General features: G+C 35.0%; 20 protein-coding genes and 1 pseudogene. 15 read left to right on the forward strand and 6 right to left on the reverse strand.

Annotation, left to right across the window (positions count from 1 at the left end; all coding sequences use genetic code 11):
• Position 1 precedes the first annotated feature (1 nt).
• The 9 genes from EV144_RS10930 (at position 2) to EV144_RS10970 (ending at position 9,775) form a co-directional block, all read left to right on the forward strand.
• The gene (locus EV144_RS10930; RefSeq protein WP_134148746.1) at positions 2-913 is read left to right on the forward strand and encodes an NAD(P)/FAD-dependent oxidoreductase; all 912 of its coding nucleotides are present in this window, start codon (positions 2-4) and stop codon (positions 911-913) included.
• 156 nt (positions 914-1,069) lie between these two features.
• Positions 1,070-3,319: a TonB-dependent receptor gene (locus tag EV144_RS10935; RefSeq protein ID WP_134148748.1), complete on the forward strand. Its 2,250-nt coding sequence runs from the start codon at positions 1,070-1,072 to the stop codon at positions 3,317-3,319.
• Positions 3,320-3,557: 238 nt separating this feature from the next.
• Entirely contained in the window at positions 3,558-4,022 is a 465-nt protein-coding gene (locus EV144_RS10940; RefSeq protein ID WP_134148750.1) for a thioredoxin family protein, read from the forward strand.
• 18 nt (positions 4,023-4,040) lie between these two features.
• On the forward strand, positions 4,041-5,207 hold the full coding sequence (locus tag EV144_RS10945; RefSeq protein WP_134148752.1) for a lycopene cyclase family protein: 1,167 nt from the start codon (positions 4,041-4,043) through the stop codon (positions 5,205-5,207).
• A gap of 199 nt (positions 5,208-5,406) precedes the next feature.
• A complete protein-coding gene (locus EV144_RS10950; protein ID WP_134148754.1) occupies positions 5,407-5,832 on the forward strand; it encodes an ArsR/SmtB family transcription factor in 426 nt (141 codons plus the stop codon).
• 181 nt (positions 5,833-6,013) lie between these two features.
• On the forward strand, positions 6,014-6,424 hold the full coding sequence (locus EV144_RS10955) for a BrxA/BrxB family bacilliredoxin (RefSeq protein WP_026982321.1): 411 nt from the start codon (positions 6,014-6,016) through the stop codon (positions 6,422-6,424).
• A 221-nt stretch (positions 6,425-6,645) separates the two neighbouring features.
• Complete coding sequence (locus tag EV144_RS10960; protein WP_134148756.1) at positions 6,646-8,004, forward strand: rhodanese-related sulfurtransferase; 1,359 nt, start codon at positions 6,646-6,648, stop codon at positions 8,002-8,004.
• Between the two features lie 299 nt (positions 8,005-8,303).
• Positions 8,304-9,545 carry a peptidase U32 family protein gene (locus EV144_RS10965; protein ID WP_134148758.1) on the forward strand — a complete coding sequence of 414 codons (1,242 nt, stop codon included), beginning with the start codon at positions 8,304-8,306 and terminating at the stop codon, positions 9,543-9,545.
• Positions 9,545-9,775, forward strand: a complete 231-nt coding sequence (locus tag EV144_RS10970; protein WP_134148760.1) for a ferredoxin — start codon at positions 9,545-9,547, stop codon at positions 9,773-9,775. The genes EV144_RS10965 and EV144_RS10970 overlap by 1 nt, the downstream gene beginning before the upstream one ends.
• Positions 9,776-9,850: 75 nt before the next feature.
• On the opposite strand, the gene EV144_RS10975 is transcribed toward EV144_RS10970, so the two are convergent.
• The 4 genes from EV144_RS10975 to EV144_RS10990 are packed head-to-tail and all read right to left on the reverse strand — an operon-like array spanning position 9,851 to position 13,768.
• Positions 9,851-10,606, reverse strand: coding sequence for a hypothetical protein (locus EV144_RS10975; protein ID WP_134148762.1), 756 nt, complete (start codon positions 10,604-10,606; stop codon positions 9,851-9,853).
• Positions 10,607-10,652: 46 nt separating this feature from the next.
• Positions 10,653-11,195 (reverse strand): hypothetical protein, encoded by a 543-nt coding sequence (locus EV144_RS10980; RefSeq protein ID WP_134148763.1) that lies wholly within the window; start codon positions 11,193-11,195, stop codon positions 10,653-10,655.
• A 19-nt stretch (positions 11,196-11,214) separates the two neighbouring features.
• A complete protein-coding gene (locus EV144_RS10985; RefSeq protein WP_134148765.1) occupies positions 11,215-12,558 on the reverse strand; it encodes an ankyrin repeat domain-containing protein in 1,344 nt (447 codons plus the stop codon).
• Between the two features lie 28 nt (positions 12,559-12,586).
• Entirely contained in the window at positions 12,587-13,768 is a 1,182-nt protein-coding gene (locus EV144_RS10990; RefSeq protein WP_134148767.1) for an ankyrin repeat domain-containing protein, read from the reverse strand.
• Between the two features lie 359 nt (positions 13,769-14,127).
• On the opposite strand from EV144_RS10990, the gene EV144_RS10995 reads away from it, so the two are divergent.
• The 5 genes from EV144_RS10995 (at position 14,128) to EV144_RS11015 (ending at position 19,879) form a co-directional block, all read left to right on the forward strand.
• Positions 14,128-15,489: a stage 0 sporulation family protein gene (locus EV144_RS10995; RefSeq protein ID WP_134148769.1), complete on the forward strand. Its 1,362-nt coding sequence runs from the start codon at positions 14,128-14,130 to the stop codon at positions 15,487-15,489.
• Positions 15,473-15,952, forward strand: coding sequence for a gliding motility lipoprotein GldH (locus EV144_RS11000; RefSeq protein WP_134148772.1), 480 nt, complete (start codon positions 15,473-15,475; stop codon positions 15,950-15,952). The genes EV144_RS10995 and EV144_RS11000 overlap by 17 nt, the downstream gene beginning before the upstream one ends.
• 10 nt (positions 15,953-15,962) lie before the next feature.
• Entirely contained in the window at positions 15,963-18,266 is a 2,304-nt protein-coding gene (locus EV144_RS11005; RefSeq protein WP_134148774.1) for a penicillin-binding protein 1A, read from the forward strand.
• Between the two features lie 161 nt (positions 18,267-18,427).
• Positions 18,428-19,129 (forward strand): CoA transferase subunit A, encoded by a 702-nt coding sequence (locus tag EV144_RS11010; RefSeq protein WP_134148776.1) that lies wholly within the window; start codon positions 18,428-18,430, stop codon positions 19,127-19,129.
• A 96-nt stretch (positions 19,130-19,225) separates the two neighbouring features.
• Positions 19,226-19,879: a 3-oxoacid CoA-transferase subunit B gene (locus EV144_RS11015; protein WP_134148777.1), complete on the forward strand. Its 654-nt coding sequence runs from the start codon at positions 19,226-19,228 to the stop codon at positions 19,877-19,879.
• Between the two features lie 151 nt (positions 19,880-20,030).
• Here EV144_RS11015 and EV144_RS11020 read toward each other — a convergent pair.
• Both EV144_RS11020 and EV144_RS11025 read right to left on the reverse strand, forming a co-directional pair.
• Positions 20,031-20,557: pseudogene (locus EV144_RS11020) on the reverse strand (DUF6646 family protein).
• Between the two features lie 50 nt (positions 20,558-20,607).
• Positions 20,608-21,342, reverse strand: coding sequence for a metallophosphoesterase family protein (locus EV144_RS11025; protein WP_134148779.1), 735 nt, complete (start codon positions 21,340-21,342; stop codon positions 20,608-20,610).
• A gap of 465 nt (positions 21,343-21,807) precedes the next feature.
• On the opposite strand from EV144_RS11025, the gene EV144_RS11030 reads away from it, so the two are divergent.
• Positions 21,808-24,579, forward strand: coding sequence for a M4 family metallopeptidase (locus tag EV144_RS11030; RefSeq protein ID WP_134148781.1), 2,772 nt, complete (start codon positions 21,808-21,810; stop codon positions 24,577-24,579).
• Positions 24,580-24,633: the final 54 nt, after the last annotated feature.

Below are 24,633 nucleotides of genomic sequence, written 5' to 3' on the forward strand. Positions count from 1 at the left end.
TATGAAAGATCAGAAACATTTTGAAGTAATAATTATTGGAGGAAGTTACAGCGGATTATCCGCCGCGATGAGTTTAGGACGTTCTTTGCGTCAGGTTTTGGTTATAGACAGCGGATTGCCTTGCAACAGACAAACACCTCATTCTCATAATTTCATCACACACGACGGTGAAGTTCCGGCTGTAATTTCGGCGAAAGCCAAAATACAAGTTGATTTATACGATACTGTTCAGTTTTATAATGGACTTGCAATAAGTGCAATCAAAACAGAATCAGGTTTTGAAGTAAATACTGAATCGAGATTTTTATTTACTGCGAAAAAAATATTGTTCGCAACCGGAGTTAGAGATTTAATTCCGAATATTCCTGGGTTTGCAGAATGTTGGGGAATTTCGGTTTTGCATTGTCCGTACTGTCACGGTTATGAAGTGAAAGCTGAGAAAACCGCTATTATTGCCAATGGGGAAATCGGGTTTGAATTTGTAAAAATGATTTCAAACTGGACAAAAGAGTTGAAATTAGTTACCAACGAAAAATCAACTTTAACTTCAGAACAAACTAAAATCCTTCAAAAGCATAATATCGAAATTGTTGGAGATGAAATTGATTCTTTCTTTCATGAAAATGGAAAAATTCAAAACATCATTTTCAAAAACAAATCAAAAATTGAAGTGAAAGCCATTTATGCAAGACTTCCTTTTGAGCAACATTGCCCACTACCGGAAGCTTTAGGTTGCGAATTGACAGAAACAGGTTTGATAAAAGTAGATATGATGCAGAAAACAAACATTGATGGAATTTATGCCAGCGGAGACAATTCTATTCAGGCAAGATCTGTAGCAATGGCGGTTTCTTCCGGTTCTTTCGCGGGAGCAAGTATCAACAAAACATTGATTGACGAAAGTTTTGCGTAATTTTAAACCATATAAGTTATATAAGTTCATTTAAACTAAACTTACATTTTCTTATATAACTTATATGGTTTAATTATTCATTTTAAACTTTTTAGCATTAGAAACATTATTTGTCGAATTTAATTTTTAGATTTGTCTAAAATTAATTTTACAACAATGAAATATTTATTTTCGATATTATTCTTAATTTCGGCGAAAGCCACCTATTCGCAAACCATTTCTGGAAAAGTGACTTGTGAAAATCCTTCAATTGAGATTAATATCAAATTGATCAATACCGATTTTAAAACTCAAACGGATAGTTTGGGAAACTACAAACTAGAAAATATTCCACAAGGAAACTATAAAATTCAAGTAACTGCGAATGGTTTCAAATCTCAAACCCAAAAAATATCCCTTTTAGAAAATGAAAATCTAATTCTCGATTTTGAATTAAAAGAAGACAACAACGAGTTAAACGAAGTCGTGGTTTCAGGAACTTTAAAACCCGTAAAACGTTTAGAAAGTGCTGTTCCCGTTGAGGTTTATTCGCCGACTTTCTTTAAGAAAAACCCAACGGCAAGTATTTACGATGCGCTTCAAAATATAAATGGCGTTCGGCCTCAACTTAATTGTGGGGTTTGCAATACGGGCGATATTCACATAAACGGACTCGAAGGCCCGTATACTTTGGTTTTGATTGATGGAATGCCAATTGTGAGCAGTCTTTCGACAGTTTATGGATTGTCGGGAATTCCGAATTCGCTTGTCGAAAGGATCGAGATTGTAAAAGGTCCGGCTTCGTCTTTGTACGGAAGTGAAGCGGTTGGAGGTTTAATCAACATTATCACTAAAAATCCAACCAATGCGCCTGTTTTTTCTGCTGATTATTTTACAACCTCTTATTTTGAAAGTAATCTTGATTTGGGAATGAAGTTTAAAGTGGGAAAAAAAGCAACTACACTTTTGGGCGTTAATTACTTTAATTACGATCAGGTGATTGACAAAGACCACGATAATTTTACGGATGTTACGCTTTCTGAAAGAATTTCGATTTTTAATAAATGGAGTTTTCAGCGAAAAGAAAATCGCCTTTTTACGATCGCAGCGCGCGGAATGTACGAGGATCGCTGGGGCGGAGATGTGCGTTGGGAAAAGCGCTTTCGCGGAGGCGACGAAATTTACGGCGAAAGTATTTATACCAAAAGAGGAGAATTAATCGGAAGTTATCAATTGCCTTTTGAGGAAAAACTGATGCTTTCGTTCTCCGGAAATGTACATTATCAGGACAGCCGTTACGGAACAACGTCGTATATCGCGAATCAGAAAATTGGTTTTCTGCAATTAACGTGGGATAAAAAGCTGGGAAGAAATGATCTTCTTGCCGGAATTGCCAGCCGATACACGTATTATGACGATAATACAACGGCAACAAAAGAACCTGAAAGTACGTGGCTTCCCGGAATCTTTGTTCAGGATGAAATTACGTTGTCGCCCAAAAGTCAAGTTTTGTTGGGAATGCGTTACGATTATAACTCGATTCACGGTTCGATTTTGACTCCAAGATTTGCGTATCGATTGAAGGCAAGTGAAAACACCATTTTCAGGTTAAATGCCGGAACTGGATTTCGTGTTGTAAATTTATTTACAGAAGATCACGCCGCGCTTACAGGTTCGCGAGATGTTGTGATTGCCAATAATTTAAAACCTGAAAAATCGGTGAACGTCAATCTGAATTATATTCAGAAAATAAATTTTGATAACGGCACTTTTATGGGAATTGAAACTACGGCTTTTTACACCAGATTCAGCAATAAAATTATTTCCGATTATGAAACCGATCCTAATAAAATCATTTATGACAACATAAACGGTTATGCGCTAAGTCAGGGAATCAGCACCAATATTGACCTTAATTTGAATTCAGGTTTAAAATTTATTCTCGGCGCGACAGTGCTGGACAACAAAAATGTACAAGACGGAATTTCTGAAACGCCGTTTCTAACAGAAAAGTTTACAGGAACCTGGAGCATTTCGTACAAAATACAACCTTGGAATTTGTCAATAGATTATACGGGAAATGTTTACAGTCCGATGAAGTTGCCTTTGTTGAGTGAAAATGATCCGAGAAGCCCGAAATCGCCTTGGTATAGTATTCAGAATATTCAGTTTACCTATTCAGGCTGGAAAGATTTTGAAATTTATGGTGGAATTAAAAACCTGCTGAACTTTACTCCAAAACAAAATAATCCGTTTTTGATTTCGAGAACAAATGATCCTTTTGATAAAAATGTGCAATACGATTCGGCCGGAAAAGTTTTGGTAACATCGGATAATCCATACGGATTGACTTTTGATACGACTTATGTTTACGGGCAAAACCAAACCATTCGTGGTTTTTTGGGATTGCGGTATAATTTGAGATGATATTTTTTGCCACGAATTACACTAATTTCCACTAATTAATTCTGTGTGAATATTTAAAGCCACAGATTTTACAGATTAAAAGGATTTTTTGCATTTGTCAGGCTGAGCGTAGTCGAAGCCCGAGGCTTGTAAACGTGACGTGGACTTCGACTACGCTCAGCCTGACATTGACTACTTAAGTATAAGAAGATAAAAAATCATTTTAATCCTTTTAATCTGTGGCAAAAAACAACCAAAAATGAAAAAGCTATTTCTACTTATTTTCTTTCTCGGAATATCTTCAACAGGATTTTGCCAGCTCAAAAGTATTCCGTTTGAGGCGATTGATAGTTTACAGCAAATTCAAAAAAGAAAAACGGTTATTTTTATACATACCGATTGGTGTGTGTATTGTAAACAAATGAAAAACAGCACTTTTAAGAATCTGGAAATCATTCAAAAGCTAAATTCAGATTTCTATTTTATTAATTTTAATGCTGAAGAAAAACGAGATATTTCGTTTAATAATCGGGTTTTTAAATATCAGCCTTCTGGAAATAATGTTGGCGTTCATGAATTGGCGATTCAATTAGGAACGATAAACAATCAAATCGTTTATCCGGTTTTGTGTGTCTTGAATGAGAAAAACGAAATCATTCTTCAATACAATAATTACTTAAATCCAAAAGATTTTAAACTGCTTTTAGAAAAACTGAAAGAATAAAATTGCTTATTTTTGAAAATGCAATCCTCACAAATTCCACATTTTGATTACATTTTTACCGGAACAGGTTTGTCGGCTTTGATGACCGTTTACAAAATGGTTCAGTCCGGAAAATTCGCAGATAAATCGATTTTGCTTTTAGATGAAAATTCAAAAAAAACCAACGATAGAACTTGGTGTTTTTGGGATAAAAACGAAATGGTTTGGAATTCGATTGTTTCAAAAAAATGGGATTTTGCTTTATTTGCGAATGAAAACTTTAATCGCAATTTGGCTTTAAAGCCTTATCAATACAATCAAATTCGAGGATTAGACTTTTATAATTTTGTTTTGAATGAAATTTCAAAACAGTCCAATATTACTTTTTTAAATGAGAAAGTAACAGACATTAACGAACTCGAAACCCATGTTTATGTCGGAACAGAAGAGAACCGATATACTTGCAATTATTTATTCAACAGCATTTATACCAAGGCTTTCGCCGAAAGTCAGATGAAGTATCCGGTTTTGCAACAGCATTTTATTGGTTGGTTTGTAGAAAGTGAAGTTGAAATTTTCAATCCGGAACAGGCAACTTTTATGGATTTTTCGGTAGAACAAAAAGGAAATACACGTTTTATATACGTTTTACCAACTTCAAAAACAGAAGCTTTGGTTGAATATACTTTGTTTTCTGAAAAATTGCTTCCGAAAGAGGAATATGAAAACGAAATTCAAAACTACTTAAAGAATTTAGGCGTAAAAGAGTATCAAATTCTGGAAAAGGAGCAGGGAAGCATCCCAATGACTTGTTTTCCGTTTTGGAAAAGAAATACAAAACGAGTTCTCAATATTGGTACAGCTGGCGGATGGACAAAAGCGAGTACGGGTTATACGTTTAAAAACTCGGATAAAAAGTCTTCAGAATTGGTGAAATTTCTTCAAAATAATTCTTCGACTTCGCTCAGAATGACAGCGTTTCATAAAAAATCCAGATTTTGGTTTTACGATTTATTGCTTTTGGATATTCTGTATCGTCACAATGAATTGGGAAGTTCTATATTTTCATCTTTATTCAAAAAAGGAAATCCGAAATTGATTTTTAAATTTCTGGATGAAGAAACTACTTTGATCGAGGATTTTAAAGTGATTTTAAAATGTCCTAAAATACCTTTTATTAAGGCTTTGTTTAGAGTTTTAGTTTAATTGGCTTTGTTTCTCAAAATTTGATTTTCCTTTTACTATTTCAGATTTAAAATCTTTATCGTCAAAAATCGTTCATCCCTTTGACAATAACGATTTCGTATGAATAAAAATGTCTTATTGTTGTTTTTTTGAGACTTCTAAAGGTGATTCGTAAGTTGTGTGTCTGTCTAAATTTGCAATTCGAAAAACGACATTGATTATGGGAATTAGCAAACGCTTAGATTTTGATACGGAAACAAATGCAATTGGAACAATCTGCAAAGCACTCGGACATCCTACAAGAATTCAGATCATGACACTTTTGTGGAAAAAAGACAATAGAACTTGTGGCGAAATTGTTGACTTAATTCCGCTGGCACAATCAACAATATCCAAACATCTACTAGAATTGAAAAAAGCAAGTCTTGTAACTGTTAAAAACGAGGGGAAGAAAGCAATTTACTCTGTTGAGGTAGATAATATGCAATTGCTTAAAAAATATTTGTCGAGTTATCTTTCAACTATTGAAATTCCGGAAAAAAGAAAAACGACAATTTTAAAAACGAAACAACAATTTATAACTAAAAAAAGTTATTTGAAGCAGTACAATTACCAATTTCCAGATAAGGTAAAAGTGGCTATTTAGAGTGTCTTAAACAAGAAAAACCGAAAGGAATGAAGATAATACAATTATTAAACTCATGCTTATCAAAAGAAGTTTAGTAAATAACAATCAAACTATAACAAAACTTTATAGCTCAAATTAACTTCTTGCTTGTAAACTTTGTAACTTTGCAGATCAAAAGTAAAATTTAAAAGATAAAAATATGTATCCAGAAGAAATGGTAAAACCAATGCAGGCTGAACTTACAGCTGCAGGTTTTCAAGATTTACATAGTGCTGACGCTGTAGATAATGCTATCAAAGCTGAAGGTACCACTTTGGTTGTTGTAAACTCTGTTTGTGGTTGTGCTGCAAGAAACGCACGTCCGGGAGCAAAAATGAGTTTAGAAGGAGCTAAAAAACCAGATCACTTAATTACAGTTTTCGCAGGTGTTGACAAAGAAGCAGTTGATGCTGCAAGACAACATATGTTTCCTTTTCCTCCATCATCGCCATCTATGGCTTTGTTCAAAAACGGAGAATTGGTTCACATGTTAGAGCGTCACCACATCGAAGGTCGTCCAGCAGAATTAATTGCTGAGAACTTGCAAGATGCTTTCAACGAATTTTGTTAATTCAAAGGGACAAAGGTTCAGAGTTACATAGCGACAAAGATTTCAAAAAGCACCATTAGGTGCTTTTTTTTATGTTTATTGTTTAAAAATCTTTGTTGCTATGTAACTCTGAACCTTTGCACCTTTGAGCAAAAACCTTTGTCGCTTTGAGCCTTTGCAACTTTGAACCTTTTTGCATACTTTTGCAAAAAAATATTCTAAACTTAAAAACTGTTTATAGCATGCAACTGTACAACACTTTAAGCGCAGAAGAAAGAGCCATCATGATCGATGATGCGGGTAAACAACGTCTTACGTTGTCTTTCTATGCGTATGCCAAAATTCAAGATCCTAAAAAATTTCGCGACGATTTGTTTATTGCCTGGAATGCACTCGATGCGCTTGGCCGAATTTATGTTGCTCACGAGGGAATAAATGCTCAAATGAGTATTCCGGAAGAAAATCTGGAAGCTTTTAGAGCAACTCTTGAAGTTTACGACTTCATGAAAGGCATACGTTTGAATGAAGCTGTTGAACATGACGACCATTCCTTTTTAAAATTAACCATCAAAGTACGTGACAAAATTGTCGCTGACGGTCTTAACGATGAAACTTTTGATGTTACCAATATTGGCGTTCACTTAAAAGCCAAAGAATTTAACGATATCCTTGAAGATCCAAATACAATTGTGGTTGATTTTAGAAATCATTATGAAAGTGAAGTTGGACATTTCAAAGGTGCGATTACTCCAGATGTTGAAACTTTCAGAGAAAGTCTGCCAATTATCAACGAACAGCTTAAAGATCATAAAGACGATAAAAACCTGGTAATGTATTGTACAGGTGGAATTCGTTGTGAAAAAGCTAGTGCTTATTTCAAGCACCAAGGATTCAAAAATGTGTATCAATTGGAAGGCGGAATTATTAATTACGCTAAACAACTGGAAGAAGAAGGCTTAGAAAGCAAATTCATCGGAAAGAATTTTGTATTTGATAATCGTCTAGGCGAAAGAATTACTGATGATATTATTTCGCAATGTCACCAATGCGGAAAACCTTGCGACAATCACACGAATTGTGAGAATGATGGTTGCCATTTGCTTTTTATTCAATGTGATGAATGTAAAAGTGCAATGGAAAACTGCTGCTCAACAGAATGTCTTGAAGTTATTCATATGCCTTTGGTTGACCAAGTTAGATTGAGAACTGGAAAACAAATTGGAAACAAAGTCTTTAGAAAAGGAAAATCAGAAAACTTAAAATTCAAACATTCTGGTGAATTAACAGATACAGCTTTGGCTCCTGCTGAAAAACAAGCTGATATCCGTCAGAAAATAAAAGTAAAAAAAGTGCTTCTTGGAAAAGCGGAACATTATTATGTAAAAGCACAAGTTGGACAATTTACTATTGAAAACCAAGAATTAAACGTTGGTGATAAAATCTTAATTTCTGGCCCAACTACTGGTGATCAGGAATTGGTTCTAGAAAAAATGATTGTTAACAATGCTCCAAATACCACTGCAAAAAAAGGAGATCGAGTTACTTTTGAGATTCCATTTCGTATTCGTTTATCGGATAAATTATATAAAATTGTAAATTAGCAAAAGATCTTTTGCCAAAGTAGGAATGCATACCATTTGATCAACTAAACTCCATTAGGAATTAATTGATTTTTTAATTGAAAAAATACTTCCCAATTTTAAAACAAAGCCCACGGTTTCAGCCGTGGGCTTTGTTTTAAAAACCACTGCAAATAATTTTTTAAAACATAAAGTATGATATATATCATAGAAATGTAATGCATATCCACATTATTTTTGCCCATTGCTTAAATGGCTAGATTTGAAAACTAATGAGGATAAACAGTGGCTTTGACCATTAGAACAGAATGCAAACTACAATGACACTTAACAATAAAATTGAACTCATGGCTCCGGCAGGAAGTTTTGAGTCACTTCAAGCAGCGCTCGATAATGGAGCTGATTCTATTTATTTTGGTGTAGAACAATTGAATATGCGCGCACGTTCGACAGTAAATTTCACAATTGATGATTTAAAAGAAATTGCAAATCGCTGCGAAACTAAAAATGTCCGCAGTTATTTGACTTTAAACACTATAATTTACGATCACGATTTATCGGTAGTAAAAACACTTTTAAATAAAGCCAAAGAAGCTGGAATTACCGCAGTAATCGCTTCTGACCAGGCTGTAATTGCGATGGCGAGGTCTATTGCAATGGAAGTGCATATTTCTACGCAGTTGAATGTAACCAATATCGAGACCATAAAATTCTACAGTTTGTTTGCTGATACCATGGTTTTAAGTCGTGAATTGAGTTTGAGACAAGTAAAGAAAATCACTGAGCAGATTGAAAAAGAACAAATCAAAGGTCCAAACGGAAATTTAGTCGAAATCGAAATTTTTGGACATGGTGCTTTGTGCATGGCGGTTTCAGGAAAATGTTATTTAAGTCTTCATTCGCATAATTCATCTGCAAACCGTGGCGCTTGCAAACAAAACTGCCGAAAAAAATATACCGTTATCGATCAGGAAACCGGTTTTGAAATCGAATTGGATAATGAATACATGATGTCTCCAAAAGACTTATGTACGCTGGATTTCTTAGATCAGGTGATAGATTCAGGAATTCAGGTTTTGAAATTAGAAGGTCGCGGCCGTGCGCCGGAATATGTAGCAACAGTAACCAAAACCTATCGCGAAGCAATTGATGCTTATTACGACGGAACTTTCTCAAACGAAAAAACAGCAGCTTGGATGGAAGATTTGAATACCGTTTACAATCGCGGTTTCTGGTCAGGCTATTATCTGGGGCAGGAATTGGGTGAGTGGAGTGATATTCCTGGATCTGCAGCAACGCAGAAGAAAGTGTATGTTGGAAAAGGAACACATTATTTTCCAAAAGCGGAAGTCGGACAATTTAAAATTGAAGCTTACGATATTAAAATTGGAGATAAAATTCTCGTAATCGGTCCAAGCACAGGTGCTCAGGAAATGATTATTGACGAAATGTTCGTAAATGATCTTGTGGCAGAAAAAGCCTCAAAAGGAGACGATTGTACTTTCAAAATTCCTTTCAGAATTAGAATGTCGGACAAATTATATAAAATTGTGGAGGCGTAATGGTTATCATCACTTTACAAAGAGAAAAATGCATCGGCTGCAATTATTGTGTAGAAATGGATCCTATTCATTTTCAAATGTCTAAAAAAGATGGTAAATCCGTTTTGCTTCATTCGCAAAATGCAAAAGGCTTTTTTACATTGAAATCACCAAATCATGCCATTGCAGAAAGTTGTGAATTGGCGGCGAAAGCTTGTCCGGTGAAGATTATTACAGTTAAAGAGACCTAAAAAATATATAAAAAGATAAAGAGCCGTGATTATTACGGCTCTTTTTATGGAGTTAACCGACATAGAAAACCAGATTTATTCGTCTGAAAAATCCAGTTCATCAAAATCTTTAATTTCAGACAATTTTATCAGTTGAGTCCTTCTGATTTTAGTTGTGGTTTTCTCAAAAATTTCATCCCCATCATAGGTGTTTTCATTCACGTTTTGATTAACAATTTTTTGTCTCGTCAGGAAATTGATGCTAACGTCACTAAGTACTATTGGACCACGATTACTGCTTCCATCATAACCAATCAGTTCAAAATCATTATTTTGATGTTTAAAAGTATAGGACCAATAACCATATCTTCCATGGGCATAACTTACAAATAATTTCCCTTTATCAATTTCAATAGATAATTCAGGAGCATAATAAACACCTCCATCTTCATTTTCAGAAGAAAAGCAATCGTAATTTTTAGCGGCCAGTTTGTAGCCATTTTTGGTATTGAAAAGAATAATAAGTCCTCGTCGATTACGATCTAATTGGCCTCGATATTCGTGTGTGATAATTTTGCTTTTATCTGTGCCTTTTATCATATAAACTAAATCTTCAACCCCATCTTTATTTAAGTCGCCGTAAATAGTGTCAAAAGGAACACAATTTTTGGGAATAAAAGCTGTAGGTTCTTGTTTTACTTCTACCGCAGTTTCTTCCACTTCTGGGACTTCTTTAAGATCGACAACTTCAGTGTTGTCTGTTTTCGTAGTTGTTTTAGAATCTTTACAACTAACTGCGAGAATCAATACAATAAAAGAAACAAATAGGGAGGGTTTTAAAGTTTTAATCATTTGTTTTTTTCGGTTTAATTATGCTCTTGTTGGAGTTTGTCAGTTCTTAAATACCAAACTTAGCATCAATGTTATGCTTCTCGGCGTATGCTTTACCAACAATCATCAATTTGGTAAACTTGGCATCAGCTTCGGTTTGAGTGGAAGCATCAAAATCGGCAATTGCTTTTTGTATTTGTTCCGGCGAAGCTTTTTCGTCTTTCATTTTCGCAATTGGCAAATAACCTTCTTTTTGTTTCGCAATTACATAAGAAAATAAGTCTTTAGAAGCTTGAAGGATTTCTTTATTGTCATCATCTTCCGGTATTTCTGTAATGGATTTTAATCGGATTTCTAAATTGGATATGTCGTATTTAAAAGCATCCTGATAAGAAGAAGAAATCATCTTTTTTTGACTTTCATCATAAACCTGAGCCTCAGATTCTAATTTATAGTTGATTTCTTTGCTTCCAAATCGAGATAGTAAATTCGAATTTAAAACGGCAACATCAAAAGTTTTTTCTGGCGAAAAGTTGGAACAAGATACAAAAGTAAGATTCCCAGCCATTAGCAATAATACTATTATAGATTTATTTAAGATTTTTTTCATTTTTAATTTTGTTTATTATTTATCCTTTTAAAATTTTACTTTTTTCTAAATCAAATTCTTCCGAAGTTAAGATTCCCGCATCCAAAAGTTCTTTTAAATCTAATAATGCTTTTTTCTTTCCTTCCATAGAATTTCCTAAATCTGTTTTTGGAGTTTCATCTTTATGAATCGGAGTGACAACCGTTCCTGATGGTGCATATTTCAAAATCAATTCAGTTATTTCATTAAACCCTTTCACATTCGAATAATCAATTGCTTTTTGTTCTTTTACGTTTACAATAGATGCATCGGCTTTATTTTCTAATAAATATTTCACCACATCTTTCTTTCCGTTTGCAGCACTGTAATGTAAAGGCGTATTTCCTGATTCGTCCTGAATGTTGATGTTCGCCCCGGCTTCAATAAGTAATTTTACCATACTCAGATTGCCTTTTTTGGTAGCAACATGCAGAAGGCTTTCTCCTCCGTAATTGTAAGAGCTGTTTAAGGTAAAACTAGATTCGTTCGAAATATTGGTAGCACTTACAACCCAATCCAGATAATCATTCATTGAAGAAGTATCTCCGGCAACCGGTTTACTGTAATTAACATCGACTCCATTTTCCAGAAATAAAGACACAATTTCCTTTTGATTATTCGCACAGGCGTACCATATAGGAGAGTAGCCGTTATTGTTTGAAGTAAAAACATCAGCACCTCTTTCTACCAATAATTTGGCAAGCATTCTGTTGGTTTCGTAACAGGCAATCAAAAGTGCGTTTTCTCCAGAATGATTGACGTGATTAATGTCTGCCCCGTTATCCAAAAGTAAGGTCACCATCGGAATTGATTTAGTGTAACAAGCATAAAGTAATGGTGTATTTCCTTGTTTGTCGGTTACATTTATATCGGCACCTTTGTTTAAAAGTAGTTGAATAATTTCTCTATTAAGTTTTGCTGAGGCTAATAAAAGAGGCGTTTCTCCATTGTTATTCAGTAGATTAACATCTGTTCCTGCTTCAAGCAACTTTGTTGCAATTTCAATTTGAGCCGTCTGAACTACCAAATGTAACAGACTGTTTCCGTATTTATCGTTTTTAGTAATTTCGGCACCGTTTTCTAAAAGATACAAAGCCGTTTGCTTTTGTTTTTGAAGACAGGCAAAGTACAAAGGCGTTTCTCCCTGATGATCTTCATAATTAAGATCGGCACCGTCTTCGGTCACTATTTTTACGATATCCAAATAACCGCGATGCGCCGCATAATGAAGTGCTGTTCTTCCTTTTTCATCCGTATATTTTACATCTACTTCTTTATTCTGAAGTAATAATTCGGCGATTTTTCGGTTGCCGTTTTCACAGGCAATTATAAATGACATTGACATGAATTTCTCTTTTTAAGTAAATGATTGTTTATTGTTTCATTAAAAGTTCGACGGTTTTGATTTTCAAATTATCGCCCGAAGCCAGCATTAAAGCAGTTTCATCTTTATCATTGGTAATCGAAATATCAGCTCCCTGATCTAATAGTAATTTTACTTTTCGATACGTTTCTTTTGCCATTTCAGCATCATAATTGACATTGTAAGCGCAAACTTTATGCAAAATCGTATTTCCCAGATTATCCTGTTCGTTAACATCTATTGAAGCATTGTCTAAAACCGATTTTAAAATCTCTGATTTTTTTTCCACAGCAAAATCAATTCCTGATTTAGGCTGTCCGTAATACTGAGCGCAGAAATTAATATCGGCGCCATCTGATAATAAGCGTTCTAAAAATGTAATTTCAGTAGGAGAACCGGAAATACTGCTGATAAAATTAGTTAATAAAGTACGTCCGTCTTTATTCACAATATTAAAATCAGGTGAAGAAACGGATGCTAAAGCGTCGTACATATCAAATGAAAATTGCTCTGCAACGGCATAATAAAATGCAGTATTGTTTGAATTATCGGTTTCATTAGGATCTGCGCCATTTTCAAGTAAAAAGGAAATCAATTCTTTTCTGTTTCTTTTGACAGCGCACATTAACGGAGTTGTTCCGACAATATTCTTTTCGTTGATGTCTACACCATTATCTAAAAGAATCGAAATATATTCTTTTACTTTCTCTCCTTCATGCCCATAAGTGTTGATTACTTTGTAAATGAAATTTTCTCCGGCGTTATTTTTATATTGGGTATTTGCACCAAAATCATCAATGAGTGTTTTAATGACTTTTGGCGAAGCGCCTTTTTCAAAAAAATAACCTAACAAAGTCTGATCGCTGATTTCGTCATTTATGTTATCCATTTTTGACATCAATTCTTTGAAAAAAAGAATCGATTCGTCGTCATCTTTTAAATATCGGGTCAAAGAACTGAATATTGATTTGTCAAAATTGTCCAGTTCATAAATATCAGTCTCAATAAAACCGGCTTTTATGAGTTTTTCTATAAAATCAATTTCTTTGGCGTCAATGATTTTAGTCGCTATCTGCAAAAAATTGTTGTTGAGATATTGCTCGTTAAAAGTTTCTCCGTTATTTAGACATTCTCTGGCCTCGTCAAATTTTCCCTGAAAAAGGAAACTTTCAATCTGGTTTTGTGTTTGCATTTTTATTGATATTTAGTAATGAAAGATTAAAATGAATAAGAACTGAAATCTAGAATTTAGACTTCTTCAATGATACTGTAAGATAAAACATAAAAACGATAAATATATTTCAGAATAAAAATTTAAAATAACTATTTAAATCATAAAAATAACCGAATAAGATTTTTTAGCCTAAATTGTTTAAAAATTTTAGAGAAAGAGGAATGAATATCAAAGAATTCTCAATAAACAAGGAAGCACTTTTTTATTTAACAACCCTTTAGAAGTAATCCATAAATAGCCAAATAAAAAAAATACTATCTTTACCGATCAAACGTTTATGAACTTAAGCTGCATTTTTGCGGCACTACATATATATTATGGCATGTACAAGTTGTTCAACCTCAGATGGTGGCGCACCAAAAGGTTGTAAAAATAATGGGACTTGCGGCACCGATAGCTGCAATAAATTGACGGTTTTTGACTGGCTTGCAAACATGAGTCCGTCTAATGGAGAGGCAATTTTTGATTGTGTTGAGGTTCGTTTTAAAAACGGACGTAAAGAATTTTTTAGAAATTCAGAGAAATTAACTTTAAGTATTGGCGATATTGTAGCAACTGTTGCTTCGCCAGGACATGATATTGGTATTGTTACTTTGACAGGAGAATTGGTAAAAATTCAAATGAAGAAAAAAGGAGCAAATCCAGATAGTAACGAAGTTCCAAAAATTTACAGAAAAGCATCTCAAAAAGATATTGATATTTGGTCTGTAGCCCGTGACCGCGAAGAACCAATGAAAGTTCGTGCGCGTGAATTGGCTATTCAGCACAAGCTGGAAATGAAAATTTCTGATATCGAATTTCAAGGCGACGGATCTAAAGCAACATTTTACTATACGGCAAATGACAGAGTCGATTTTAGAATGCTGATTAAAGATTTTGCTAAAGAATTCAGCACAAGAGTAGAGATGAAACAAGTAGGTTTCCGTCAGGAAGCAGCTCGTTTAGGCGGTGTTGGATCTTGCGGAAGAGAACTTTGCTGTTCTACATGGCTTACCGATTTTAGAAGTGTAAATACCTCTGCGGCACGTTATCAGCAGCTTTCTTTAAATCCGCAAAAACTGGCAGGACAATGTGGTAAATTAAAATGCTGCCTGAACTACGAATTGGATACGTACATGGACGCCTTAAAGGATTTTCCGGATTACGATACCAAACTGGTTACAGAAAAAGGAGATGCTGTCTGCCAAAAACAAGATATTTTTAAAGGATTAATGTGGTTTGCTTACACGAATAATTTTGCAAACTGGCACGTTTTAAAAATTGATCAGGTAAAAGAAATTATTGCAGAAAATAAACAGAAAAACAAAGTTTCTTCACTTGAAGATTTTGCTATTGAAGTAATTGCAGAACCTGAAAAAGACTTTAACAATGCAATGGGTCAGGAGAGTTTAACTCGTTTTGATCAGCCAAAAAGAAAGAAAAAGCCAAATCGCAAACGCAAACCAAATGCCGAAAACGCGACTGTTGCAGCTCCGGTTAAACCACAACCGCAAGGCAATGCTAATAACAACAACAACAATAAACCAGCTGGCGGAAATCCAAATAAAGGAAATAAGCCAAATAATAATAACAATAATAACAGGCCAAATCATTCGAATAAACCAAAACAACAGAATGACAATAAACCGGCTGAGCCAAGAAAACCTATAATTATTACTAAAAATGAGAATAAAAAATAGCGGTATTCTTCTTTTGGCGGCAATACTTCTTTTTTCTTGTGATAAAAAAAGAGTATTTGACGAGTATAAATCTGTTGGAAGTGCGTGGCACAAAGACAGTATTGTAACTTTTAATCTGCCAGTCTTAGATTCTACCAAAAAGTACAATCTGTTTGTAAATTTAAGAGACAATAACAATTATCCGTTTAATAATTTGTTTTTGATTGTAGCTCTGGAAACACCAAGCGGTTTTACAAAAGTGGATACTTTAGAATATCAAATGGCAAATCCAGACGGAACACTGCTAGGAAATGGTTTTACAGACATAAAAGAAAGTAAACTGTTTTACAAAGAGAATGTGAAGTTTAGAGGAAAATACAAAGTACACATTAAGCAAGCAGTTCGCCAATCAGGAAAAATTCCTGGGGTTGAAGCATTAGAAGGTATTACAGACGTTGGTTTTAGAATAGAACAAAAAGATTAGATAAATAGTTATGGCTGCTAAAAAAAACAATCAATCCAATAGCGTTAAAGATATTAATTACTACAAAAAGAAATTCTGGAGAATATTTGCCTACACTTTATTGGGTATTCTAGCTTTCTTTTTATTTGCCTCATGGGGATTATTCGGTTCAATGCCGTCTTTTGAAGATTTAGAAAATCCGGATTCTAATCTGGCTACCGAAATTATTTCTTCTGATGGAGTTGTGATCGGTAAATATTTCAAAACAAACAGATCGCAGCTTAAATATTCAGATCTTCCAAAAAGCCTTGTTGAAGCTTTGGTTGCGACCGAAGATGCACGTTTTTATGAACATTCTGGAATTGACGGACGTGGAACTTTAAGAGCCGTTTTCACTTTAGGAACAAACGGAGGAGCAAGTACTTTAACACAGCAATTAGCAAAACAATTATTTCACGGAGAAGGCTCTAAGTTCCTTCCTTTTAGAATTGTACAAAAAATAAAAGAATGGATTATTGCCATTCGTCTGGAAAGACAATACACCAAAAACGAAATTTTGGCAATGTATTGCAACGTTTATGATTTCGGAAATTATTCTGTTGGAGTAAGTTCTGCAGCACAAACGTATTTCTCTAAAGATCCAAAAGATTTAACTATGGACGAATCGGCTATTTTAGTCGGAATGTTCAAGAATTCAGGATTATACAATCCGGTTCGTAATCCGCAAGGAGTAAAAAATCGTCGTAATGTGGTGCTTTCGCAAATGGAAAAAGCAAAAATGATTTCTTCTGCAGAAAAATTAAGATTGCAAGCTTTGCCAATTGCTTTAAAATTTAAATTAGAAAGCCACAGAGAAGGAACAGCTACTTATTTTAGAGAATACCTTCGTGATTACATGAAAAAATGGATGACGGAGAATAAAAAACCAGACGGTTCTGATTATGATATCTACAAAGATGGACTGAAAATTTATACTACTATAGATTCTAGAATGCAATTGCATGCTGAAGAAGCAGTTTCTGAGCACATGAAGAATTTACAACAGCAGTTTTTTATTGAAATGAAAAACAATAAAAATGCGCCTTTCGTAAATATCACTCAAGCAGAAACCGAGCGAATTATGATGCAGGCCATGAAAAACTCAACACGTTGGGCGATCATGAAAGATTTAGATAAAAGCGAAGATGATATCATTGCTTCATTCAAAGTAAAAACTCAAATGAGAGTATTTACCTGGAAAGGGGAACGTGATACAATAATGACACCTTTGGATTCTATTCGTTATTACAAACACTTTTTACAGTCAGGTTTAATGGCGATGGAGCCACAAACCGGAGCAATTAAAGCGTGGGTTGGAGGTATTAATTACAAATATTTTCAATATGATCACGTAGGACAGGGAGCAAGACAAGTAGGTTCTACTTTTAAACCTTTTGTTTACGCAACTGCAATCGAACAATTGAATATGTCTCCTTGTGATTCTATTCTTGACGGACCATTTATGATTCATAAAGGGCGTCATAATGTAACCGAAGATTGGGAACCAAGAAACTCTGACAACAGATACCGCGGAATGGTAACTTTAAAACAAGGTTTGGCAAACTCTATCAATACAGTTTCTGCAAAATTAATAGACCGCGTTGGTCCAGAAGCGGTTGTAGAATTAACTCATAAATTGGGTGTAAAAACAGAAATTCCGGCACAACCTTCTATCGCGCTTGGTGCAGTAGATATTACGGTTGAAGATATGGTTGGAGCTTACAGCACATTTGCAAATCAAGGAGTTTATGTAAAACCACAATTTTTAAGCCGTATTGAGAATAAAAGCGGAGAGGTTATTTATGAGCCAATTCCAGAATCTCATGATGTATTAAATAAAGATATTGCTTTTGCAGTAATTAAATTACTTCAAGGTGTAACCGAAACCGGTTCTGGTGCGCGTTTACGTACACAAGGGGGAGGAAGCGGTGACAATCGCTGGACAGGATATCCATATATGTTCAAAAATCCAATTGCTGGTAAAACCGGAACAACACAAAATCAATCTGATGGATGGTTTATGGGTATGGTTCCGAACTTAGTAACGGGAGTTTGGGTTGGATGTGAAGATCGTTCTGCACGTTTCAAAAGTTTAACTTACGGACAAGGTGCAACTGCTGCATTACCAATTTGGGGTTATTTTATGAAACTTTGTTATGCAGATCCGGGACTTCAGGTTTCTAAATCAGAATTTGAGCGTCCGGCAAATCTTTCTATAAAAGTAGATTGTTACAGCGCGCCAAAAGTAAAAGACACCACAACAACAGAACAAAATACAGACGAGTTCGAACTGTAATACGTTTTATTTCTAATATAAAAATATCCTTTTGTATCTTCTGAAATTCAGAAAGCGACAAAAGGATATTTTTTTGCTCAATTAATTTTACGAAATCGTTATAAATTAATCTAAAAATCTTATTTTTATCAAAATTACACGATAATAAAAGACAGTTTGTTATGATAACAAAAAAAGTAGATAATGTTCAGGATGCGATAGAAGGAATCAAAAGCGGTATGACAATTATGTTTGGCGGTTTTGGACTTTGTGGTATTCCTGAGAATACAATTGCAGCTTTGGTAAACACATCAATTTCAGATTTAACTTGTATTTCTAATAATGCAGGTGTTGATGATTTTGGACTCGGACTGTTATTGCAGAAAAAGCAAATCAAAAAAATGATTTCGTCTTATGTGGGCGAAAACGCAGAGTTTGAACGTCAAATGCTTTCGGGTGAATTAGAAGTTGAACTTACACCACAAGGAACTTTAGCCGAACGCTGTCGTGCGGCTCAAGCCGGAATTCCTGCTTTTTTTACGCCCGCAGGTTTCGGAACCGAAGTTGCAGAAGGAAAAGAAGTTCGCGAATTCAACGGGAAAATGCATATCATGGAAGAAGCCTTTAAAGCAGATTATGCCATTGTAAAAGCATGGAAAGGTGACGAAGCCGGAAACCTAATCTTCAAAGGAACTGCCAGAAACTTTAATGCGTGTATGGCTGGTGCCGGAAAAATCACAATTGCTGAGGTTGAAGAATTGGTTCCTGTTGGAACACTTGATCCAAATCAGATTCATATTCCCGGAATTATGGTACAGCGTATTTTTCAGGGAGAAAAATTTGAAAAGAGAATTGAACAACGCACCGTTCGTCAAAAAAATTAGATAATTAGAAAATGTGATAATTATTAGATGGTGTAGTCATTATCTAATTATCAAATTGACTAATCGACACATTAACAAATTGACACATTAAAAAATATGTTGACAAAAGAAGATATTGCAAAACGAATTGCTCTAGAAGTAAAAGACCGCTATTTTGTTAATCTTGGAATCGGGATTCCGACTTTGGTTGCCAATTATGTGCGTGAAGATATCGCGGTAGAATTTCAGAGTGAAAATGGAGTTCTGGGCATGGGACCTTTTCCTTTTGCGGGAGAAGAAGATGCTGATATTATCAATGCTGGGAAACAAACAATTACAACGCTTCCGGGAGCAAGTTTTTTTGACTCTGCTTTTAGTTTCGGAATGATCCGAAGCCAGAAAGTTGATTTAACAATTTTAGGCGCAATGGAAGTTTCTGAAAACGGAGATATCGCCAATTGGAAAATTCCGGGTAAAATGGTAAAAGGAATGGGAGGCGCAATGGATTTGGTTGCTTCTGCCGAAAATATCATTGTTGCGATGATGCACGTAAATAAAGCAGGCGAATCTAAAATCCTAAAAAAATGCACTTTGCCATTAACAGGCGTAGGATGCGTTAAAAAAGTGGTAACTGAGCTTGCAGTTCTGGAAGTGAGAGAAAAGGGTTTTAAGCTCTTAGAACGCGCGCCAGGTGTTTCTGTGGAGCATATCGTTGCTTCTACAGAAGCTGATTTAATTATTGAAGGAGAAATTCCGGAAATGAGGATTTAAAAATTAACCGCAAAGGTCGCTAAGATTACGCAAAGTTTTAAAATGTATAAAGTAAAAAACCGCCATCTAGGCGGTTTTCTTATTTTATAAAATCTAGCTTCGTCTTTGCGAACCTTTGCGTAATCTTAGCGACCTTTGCGGTTAAAAAATCTTATAGGTTAAAAGAAGCTCCTAAACTAAAAGTAGCTTGATTATTTAAGTGGTAAAAAGGATCATCATTAGTTCCGTATTTTGCAATAGGAAATCCGATTTCTGTGAAAACTCCAAATCCTTCAGTAAAGAAATAGCGTCCACCAACATGACCTCCAAAATTATGTAAACCTAGGCTTAATCCAGGATAAACGTCTAATTGCTTAACACCAATAACGCTTGATAAATTAGCATTGATTCTTGCTTTAGCATCAAAACGATCTCCGAAATCTGCTTTCGAATCATTGTATGCGTTAGGAGCTCCATGGTAAAAACCGCTAAAGTTGTCAACTCCCAATAAATAATTCGCAACAAAACCAAAAGAGAAATTTTCTCCCAAACCAAAATCAACAGAACCTTGATTCCAGAACCACCATCTTGAAGATTAGCGCCAACGTTTACTTTAATGTCTCCTTTACCTGAGAAGGCTTCCTGAGCATTTACAAATCCGAATGAAACTAAGAACAAAAGTGTAATAACCTTTTTCATAAATTTTAAATATTAATTATTTTGCGGGGCAAATGTAGATTTTAAATAACTTAATTCCTACCTCTTTCGTTAAAATACAACTCATTTAATGGCTCACTCTGCCAGTATTCCTTAGTATCAACATTCATAATCGTAAGCGGACCGCGGAAAGCAGCGCCAGTATCAACATTCCAGACACAAGCTCTATTTACAGGTGTGGTTTCCCCGATACGGGTTACAGGAGTATGACCGATAAAAACTTCTTTGTATATCGTAAAACGTTTAGGATAAAGCGTATCGTCAATTTTTAAATCTGGATTTAAAGAAAGTGCCGTTTCCCAAAGCGTTCTGTCCCAGTAAAATAACTTAGGGAAATATTCCCATCTTACGCCATTTAAATTGGTAAATCCGGCATGCACAAAAAGTCTATTTTCATCATCCAGATAATAATCCTGTAAATTTTCTAAAAAGGCAATATGGGTTTTCTTTTTTTCATCAGAAAGTTTAGCGTAGCCATCAACGGTAGCTTTACCGCCATGTTTATACCACATTTCCTCGTCAAAATCTTCATGTCGGTTTTCCAGCCAGTCCAATGCCAGCTGATCGTGATTTCCTCTAATGCAAATACAATTTTGTTTGCTTTTTAAATCAATCAAAAAGTCGATTACTTCTGCAGACTGACTCCAGCCATCTACATAATCGCCTAAAAATATAAGGGTATCTTCTTTCGTAACTTCGGCTCTCTCTAACACCTGTTGCAGCGCAAGTAGTCCTCCATGTATGTCGCCTATAACAAATGTTCGCATTTTCATATTTTTCGTGTAGACAAAAATAAAGAAAATGATTTGTTTGCACTCATTTACTTTAAAATCTTTATAAATGATAATTAATTAGAATTCTAACTTTTCAAATCAATATTAAAATAAAAAAAATTGAAGGCGATTCTCCTTTTTTCTCTACCAAAGAAGTTTTTCAGCTTTTAATTTGTATTTTCTTATATCTAAAAATGAAATTATGGGCATTTTATTTATAAATTGTTAGTTATCAGAACAATAATTTAAAATTATCCAAAGTGTTGTCCTTGCTGAGATTCTTGTTATTTTTTAATGTTTATTTAAGACTAAATGTTATATTTTATCGATTAAAGGCAAATTTGTCCGTTTAATTAACAAAATTTGTATATTTTTATTCAATAAATAAAGTATTTACTTACATATTTTATTTGATGATAATTTAACCAAATTTTTTTAACTCAAAACCACAATTTGCTTATGAAAAGTACTTTACCTAAAATTCTAACAACAACCGTTGTTGCTTTTACATTTTCAATATCCGCCTTTGCGCAAGTGCAGGATAAAAGAGTAAGTCAGAAAAACTTGTCCGAAAACGGACTTCCTAGTTTAATTACCTTTAGTGATAAATCAACTTATAAAGGTTCTGATTTTAATACCGTATTCAAAGAACAGTTAGGCCTAAAAGACAATCAGTCTTTTGCAAAAATTAAAACAGAATCTGATCGTGAAGGTTTTATTCATGAAAAATTTCAACTTTATGAACAAGGCATCAAAGTAGAATTTGCTAGTTATACTCTGCATTCTAAAAATGGGAAGCTTGCCTCGATGAACGGAGAATTTTACAACATCAAAAATGCAGTTGCAACACCAAAGCTGTCTGCGCAAACTGCATTTAATAAAGCTGTCGCACACATAGGCGCCAAAGAATATCTTTGGGATTCTCCTCTGGATGCTGCAGTAATGGATTATGTAAAACCACAGGGAGAATTGGTTTTTCTGCCGGATATGGAAACTCAGGGAACCGAACGAACTACAGATAAAATTAACCTAGCCTACAAATTTGATATTTATGCGACAAATCCTTTAAGTCGCGGTGATTTGTATATAGACGCTATAACTGGAAAGGTTTTGTTTTATAATGCAACAATAAAACATGTTGGCGAAAACAGTCATAGAAAAGCTAATGTTGGTACTAAAAAAAGCAATTCTAATGCAAAGCTAGCTGTTGCCGCCGCAAATGCCGCAACTCGCTATAGTGGAACGCAGACAATACAGACTACGTTAAGCGGTTCTTCGTATATTTTGCTTGACGGTACAAGAGGAAACGGAATCCAGACTTACAATTCTGCAAGAACGGCAACTTATCCAACAACCAATTTTACCGATGCAGATAATAACTGGACTGCAGCAGAATTTAATAACACGAATAAAGACAACGGTGCTCTAGATGCACATTGGGGAGCCGAAATGACTTACGATTATTGGTCTGCTGTTCATGGCAGAAATAGCTATGATAACGCAGGCGCCAAAATTAAGAGTTATGTACATTACAATTTAGTAGCAGCTGGATATCCAAATAACAATAATGCTTTCTGGAACGGAAGCGTGATGACTTACGGCGACGGAACAGGAACGGGAGGATTTGATATTTTAACAGGATTGGATGTTGCAGGTCACGAAATTGCGCATGCTGTTTGTACTTACACAGCTAATTTGGCTTATCAAAAAGAATCTGGTGCAATGAACGAAGCATTCTCTGATATTTGGGGAGCTTGTATCGAGTACCGTGCAGCACCCACAAAATCTACGTGGCTGGTTGGGGAAGACATAGAAAGAAGATCCGGACATCTTGCACTGCGTTCTATGAGTGATCCAAATTCTGAAGGACAGCCAGATACTTATGGCGGAACGTATTGGGTAAGTGTAAATTGTACTCCAACAAACAATAACGACCAATGTGGTGTTCATACCAATTCGGGAGTATTAAATCACTGGTTTTATATTTTGTCTGTAGGTAAATCGGGAACAAATGATATTGGAAGCGTTTACAATGTGACGGGAATTACTATAGATAAAGCCGCAAAAATCGCTTTCCGTTTAGAAAGTGTTTATTTAAGTTCTAATTCAACTTATGCCAATGCCAGAACTTACGGAATACAATCTGCCATAGATTTATATGGAGCAGGTTCTGCAGAAGTTATTGCAACAACAAATGCATTTTATGCAGTTGGAGTTGGAGCGGCATATTCTGGCGGATCAAGCGATACTACTGCGCCAAGTACTCCAGCTTCTTTAGCAGCTTCTGGAACTACCAGCACAACAACCAATCTATCATGGACAGCTTCTACAGATAATGTTGCCGTAACTGGGTATGAAGTTTATCAAGGAGCAACACTTAAAGCAACCGTAACAACTACAAGTTATACTGTAACCGGACTTACAGCATCTACAGCTTATACGTTTTCTGTAAAAGCCAAAGATGCAGCCGGAAATACTTCTGCTTCTAGCAATACTGTGAGTGTAACTACACTTGCTGGCACAGTTGCGTATTGTACCTCAAAAGGAAATAGTGCATCTGATGAAAGAATTGGTAAAGTGGTTTTCGGAACAATTAATAATACTTCAACTTCCACAACAGGTTATGAAAATTTCACGGCAGTATCAACAAATGCAAGCAGAGGAACAGCTTACACCATTACGATAACGCCAACATGGGCTTCTTCTGTCTATAGCGAAGGTTATGCGGTGTTTATAGATTACAATCAAGATGGCGATTTTTCTGATTCTGGAGAAACCGTTTACACAAAAGCAACTTCTACAGCTTCTACAGCTACAGGATCTATAACCATTCCTGCAACAGCAGCTTTGGGAACAACACGAATGAGAGTTTCTATGAAGTACAACGGAGTTCCAACTGCTTGTGAAACTTTTTCTTATGGACAAGTAGAAGATTATACAATAAATATTACTGCATCTGGAGCATCTGCTATTAATGATCTTCTTGCAGATGTTGACAGTTCAGATGCTGCATTTACCTTATATCCAAATCCGGTTGATGCTGAAGTAAATATCTCATCAATAGGAAATAACGGATCTACTTTTAAAATTACAAATACTTTAGGTCAGCTAGTAAGCACGGGTCAATTGTCTGAAAATCCAATTGACGTAAGCAAATTAGATACAGGTATTTATATAATTGAAGTGAATAACGGTCAAAAAATAACTGCTAAAAAGTTTATAAAAAAATAACAGCTGTTTTTTAACTTATTAAGCCTCGCAATTGCGAGGCTTTTTTGTTCTGAC

This window comes from Flavobacterium sp. 270 (assembly GCF_004368785.1).
In the GTDB taxonomy this organism is placed as follows: domain Bacteria; phylum Bacteroidota; class Bacteroidia; order Flavobacteriales; family Flavobacteriaceae; genus Flavobacterium.

Excerpts from the sequence above, each read along its gene's own strand:
- EV144_RS10930 (WP_134148746.1), top strand. The coding sequence starts at position 2 with ATGAAAGATCAGAAACATTTTGAAGTAATAATTATTGGAGGAAGTTAC.
- EV144_RS10935 (WP_134148748.1), top strand. The coding sequence starts at position 1,070 with ATGAAATATTTATTTTCGATATTATTCTTAATTTCGGCGAAAGCCACC.
- EV144_RS10940 (WP_134148750.1), top strand. The coding sequence starts at position 3,558 with ATGAAAAAGCTATTTCTACTTATTTTCTTTCTCGGAATATCTTCAACA.
- EV144_RS10945 (WP_134148752.1), top strand. The coding sequence starts at position 4,041 with ATGCAATCCTCACAAATTCCACATTTTGATTACATTTTTACCGGAACA.
- EV144_RS10950 (WP_134148754.1), top strand. The coding sequence starts at position 5,407 with ATGGGAATTAGCAAACGCTTAGATTTTGATACGGAAACAAATGCAATT.
- EV144_RS10955 (WP_026982321.1), top strand. The coding sequence starts at position 6,014 with ATGTATCCAGAAGAAATGGTAAAACCAATGCAGGCTGAACTTACAGCT.
- EV144_RS10960 (WP_134148756.1), top strand. The coding sequence starts at position 6,646 with ATGCAACTGTACAACACTTTAAGCGCAGAAGAAAGAGCCATCATGATC.
- EV144_RS10965 (WP_134148758.1), top strand. The coding sequence starts at position 8,304 with ATGACACTTAACAATAAAATTGAACTCATGGCTCCGGCAGGAAGTTTT.
- EV144_RS10970 (WP_134148760.1), top strand. The coding sequence starts at position 9,545 with ATGGTTATCATCACTTTACAAAGAGAAAAATGCATCGGCTGCAATTAT.
- EV144_RS10975 (WP_134148762.1), bottom strand. The coding sequence starts at position 10,606 with ATGATTAAAACTTTAAAACCCTCCCTATTTGTTTCTTTTATTGTATTG.
- EV144_RS10980 (WP_134148763.1), bottom strand. The coding sequence starts at position 11,195 with ATGAAAAAAATCTTAAATAAATCTATAATAGTATTATTGCTAATGGCT.
- EV144_RS10985 (WP_134148765.1), bottom strand. The coding sequence starts at position 12,558 with ATGTCAATGTCATTTATAATTGCCTGTGAAAACGGCAACCGAAAAATC.
- EV144_RS10990 (WP_134148767.1), bottom strand. The coding sequence starts at position 13,768 with ATGCAAACACAAAACCAGATTGAAAGTTTCCTTTTTCAGGGAAAATTT.
- EV144_RS10995 (WP_134148769.1), top strand. The coding sequence starts at position 14,128 with ATGGCATGTACAAGTTGTTCAACCTCAGATGGTGGCGCACCAAAAGGT.
- EV144_RS11000 (WP_134148772.1), top strand. The coding sequence starts at position 15,473 with ATGAGAATAAAAAATAGCGGTATTCTTCTTTTGGCGGCAATACTTCTT.
- EV144_RS11005 (WP_134148774.1), top strand. The coding sequence starts at position 15,963 with ATGGCTGCTAAAAAAAACAATCAATCCAATAGCGTTAAAGATATTAAT.
- EV144_RS11010 (WP_134148776.1), top strand. The coding sequence starts at position 18,428 with ATGATAACAAAAAAAGTAGATAATGTTCAGGATGCGATAGAAGGAATC.
- EV144_RS11015 (WP_134148777.1), top strand. The coding sequence starts at position 19,226 with ATGTTGACAAAAGAAGATATTGCAAAACGAATTGCTCTAGAAGTAAAA.
- EV144_RS11025 (WP_134148779.1), bottom strand. The coding sequence starts at position 21,342 with ATGCGAACATTTGTTATAGGCGACATACATGGAGGACTACTTGCGCTG.
- EV144_RS11030 (WP_134148781.1), top strand. The coding sequence starts at position 21,808 with ATGAAAAGTACTTTACCTAAAATTCTAACAACAACCGTTGTTGCTTTT.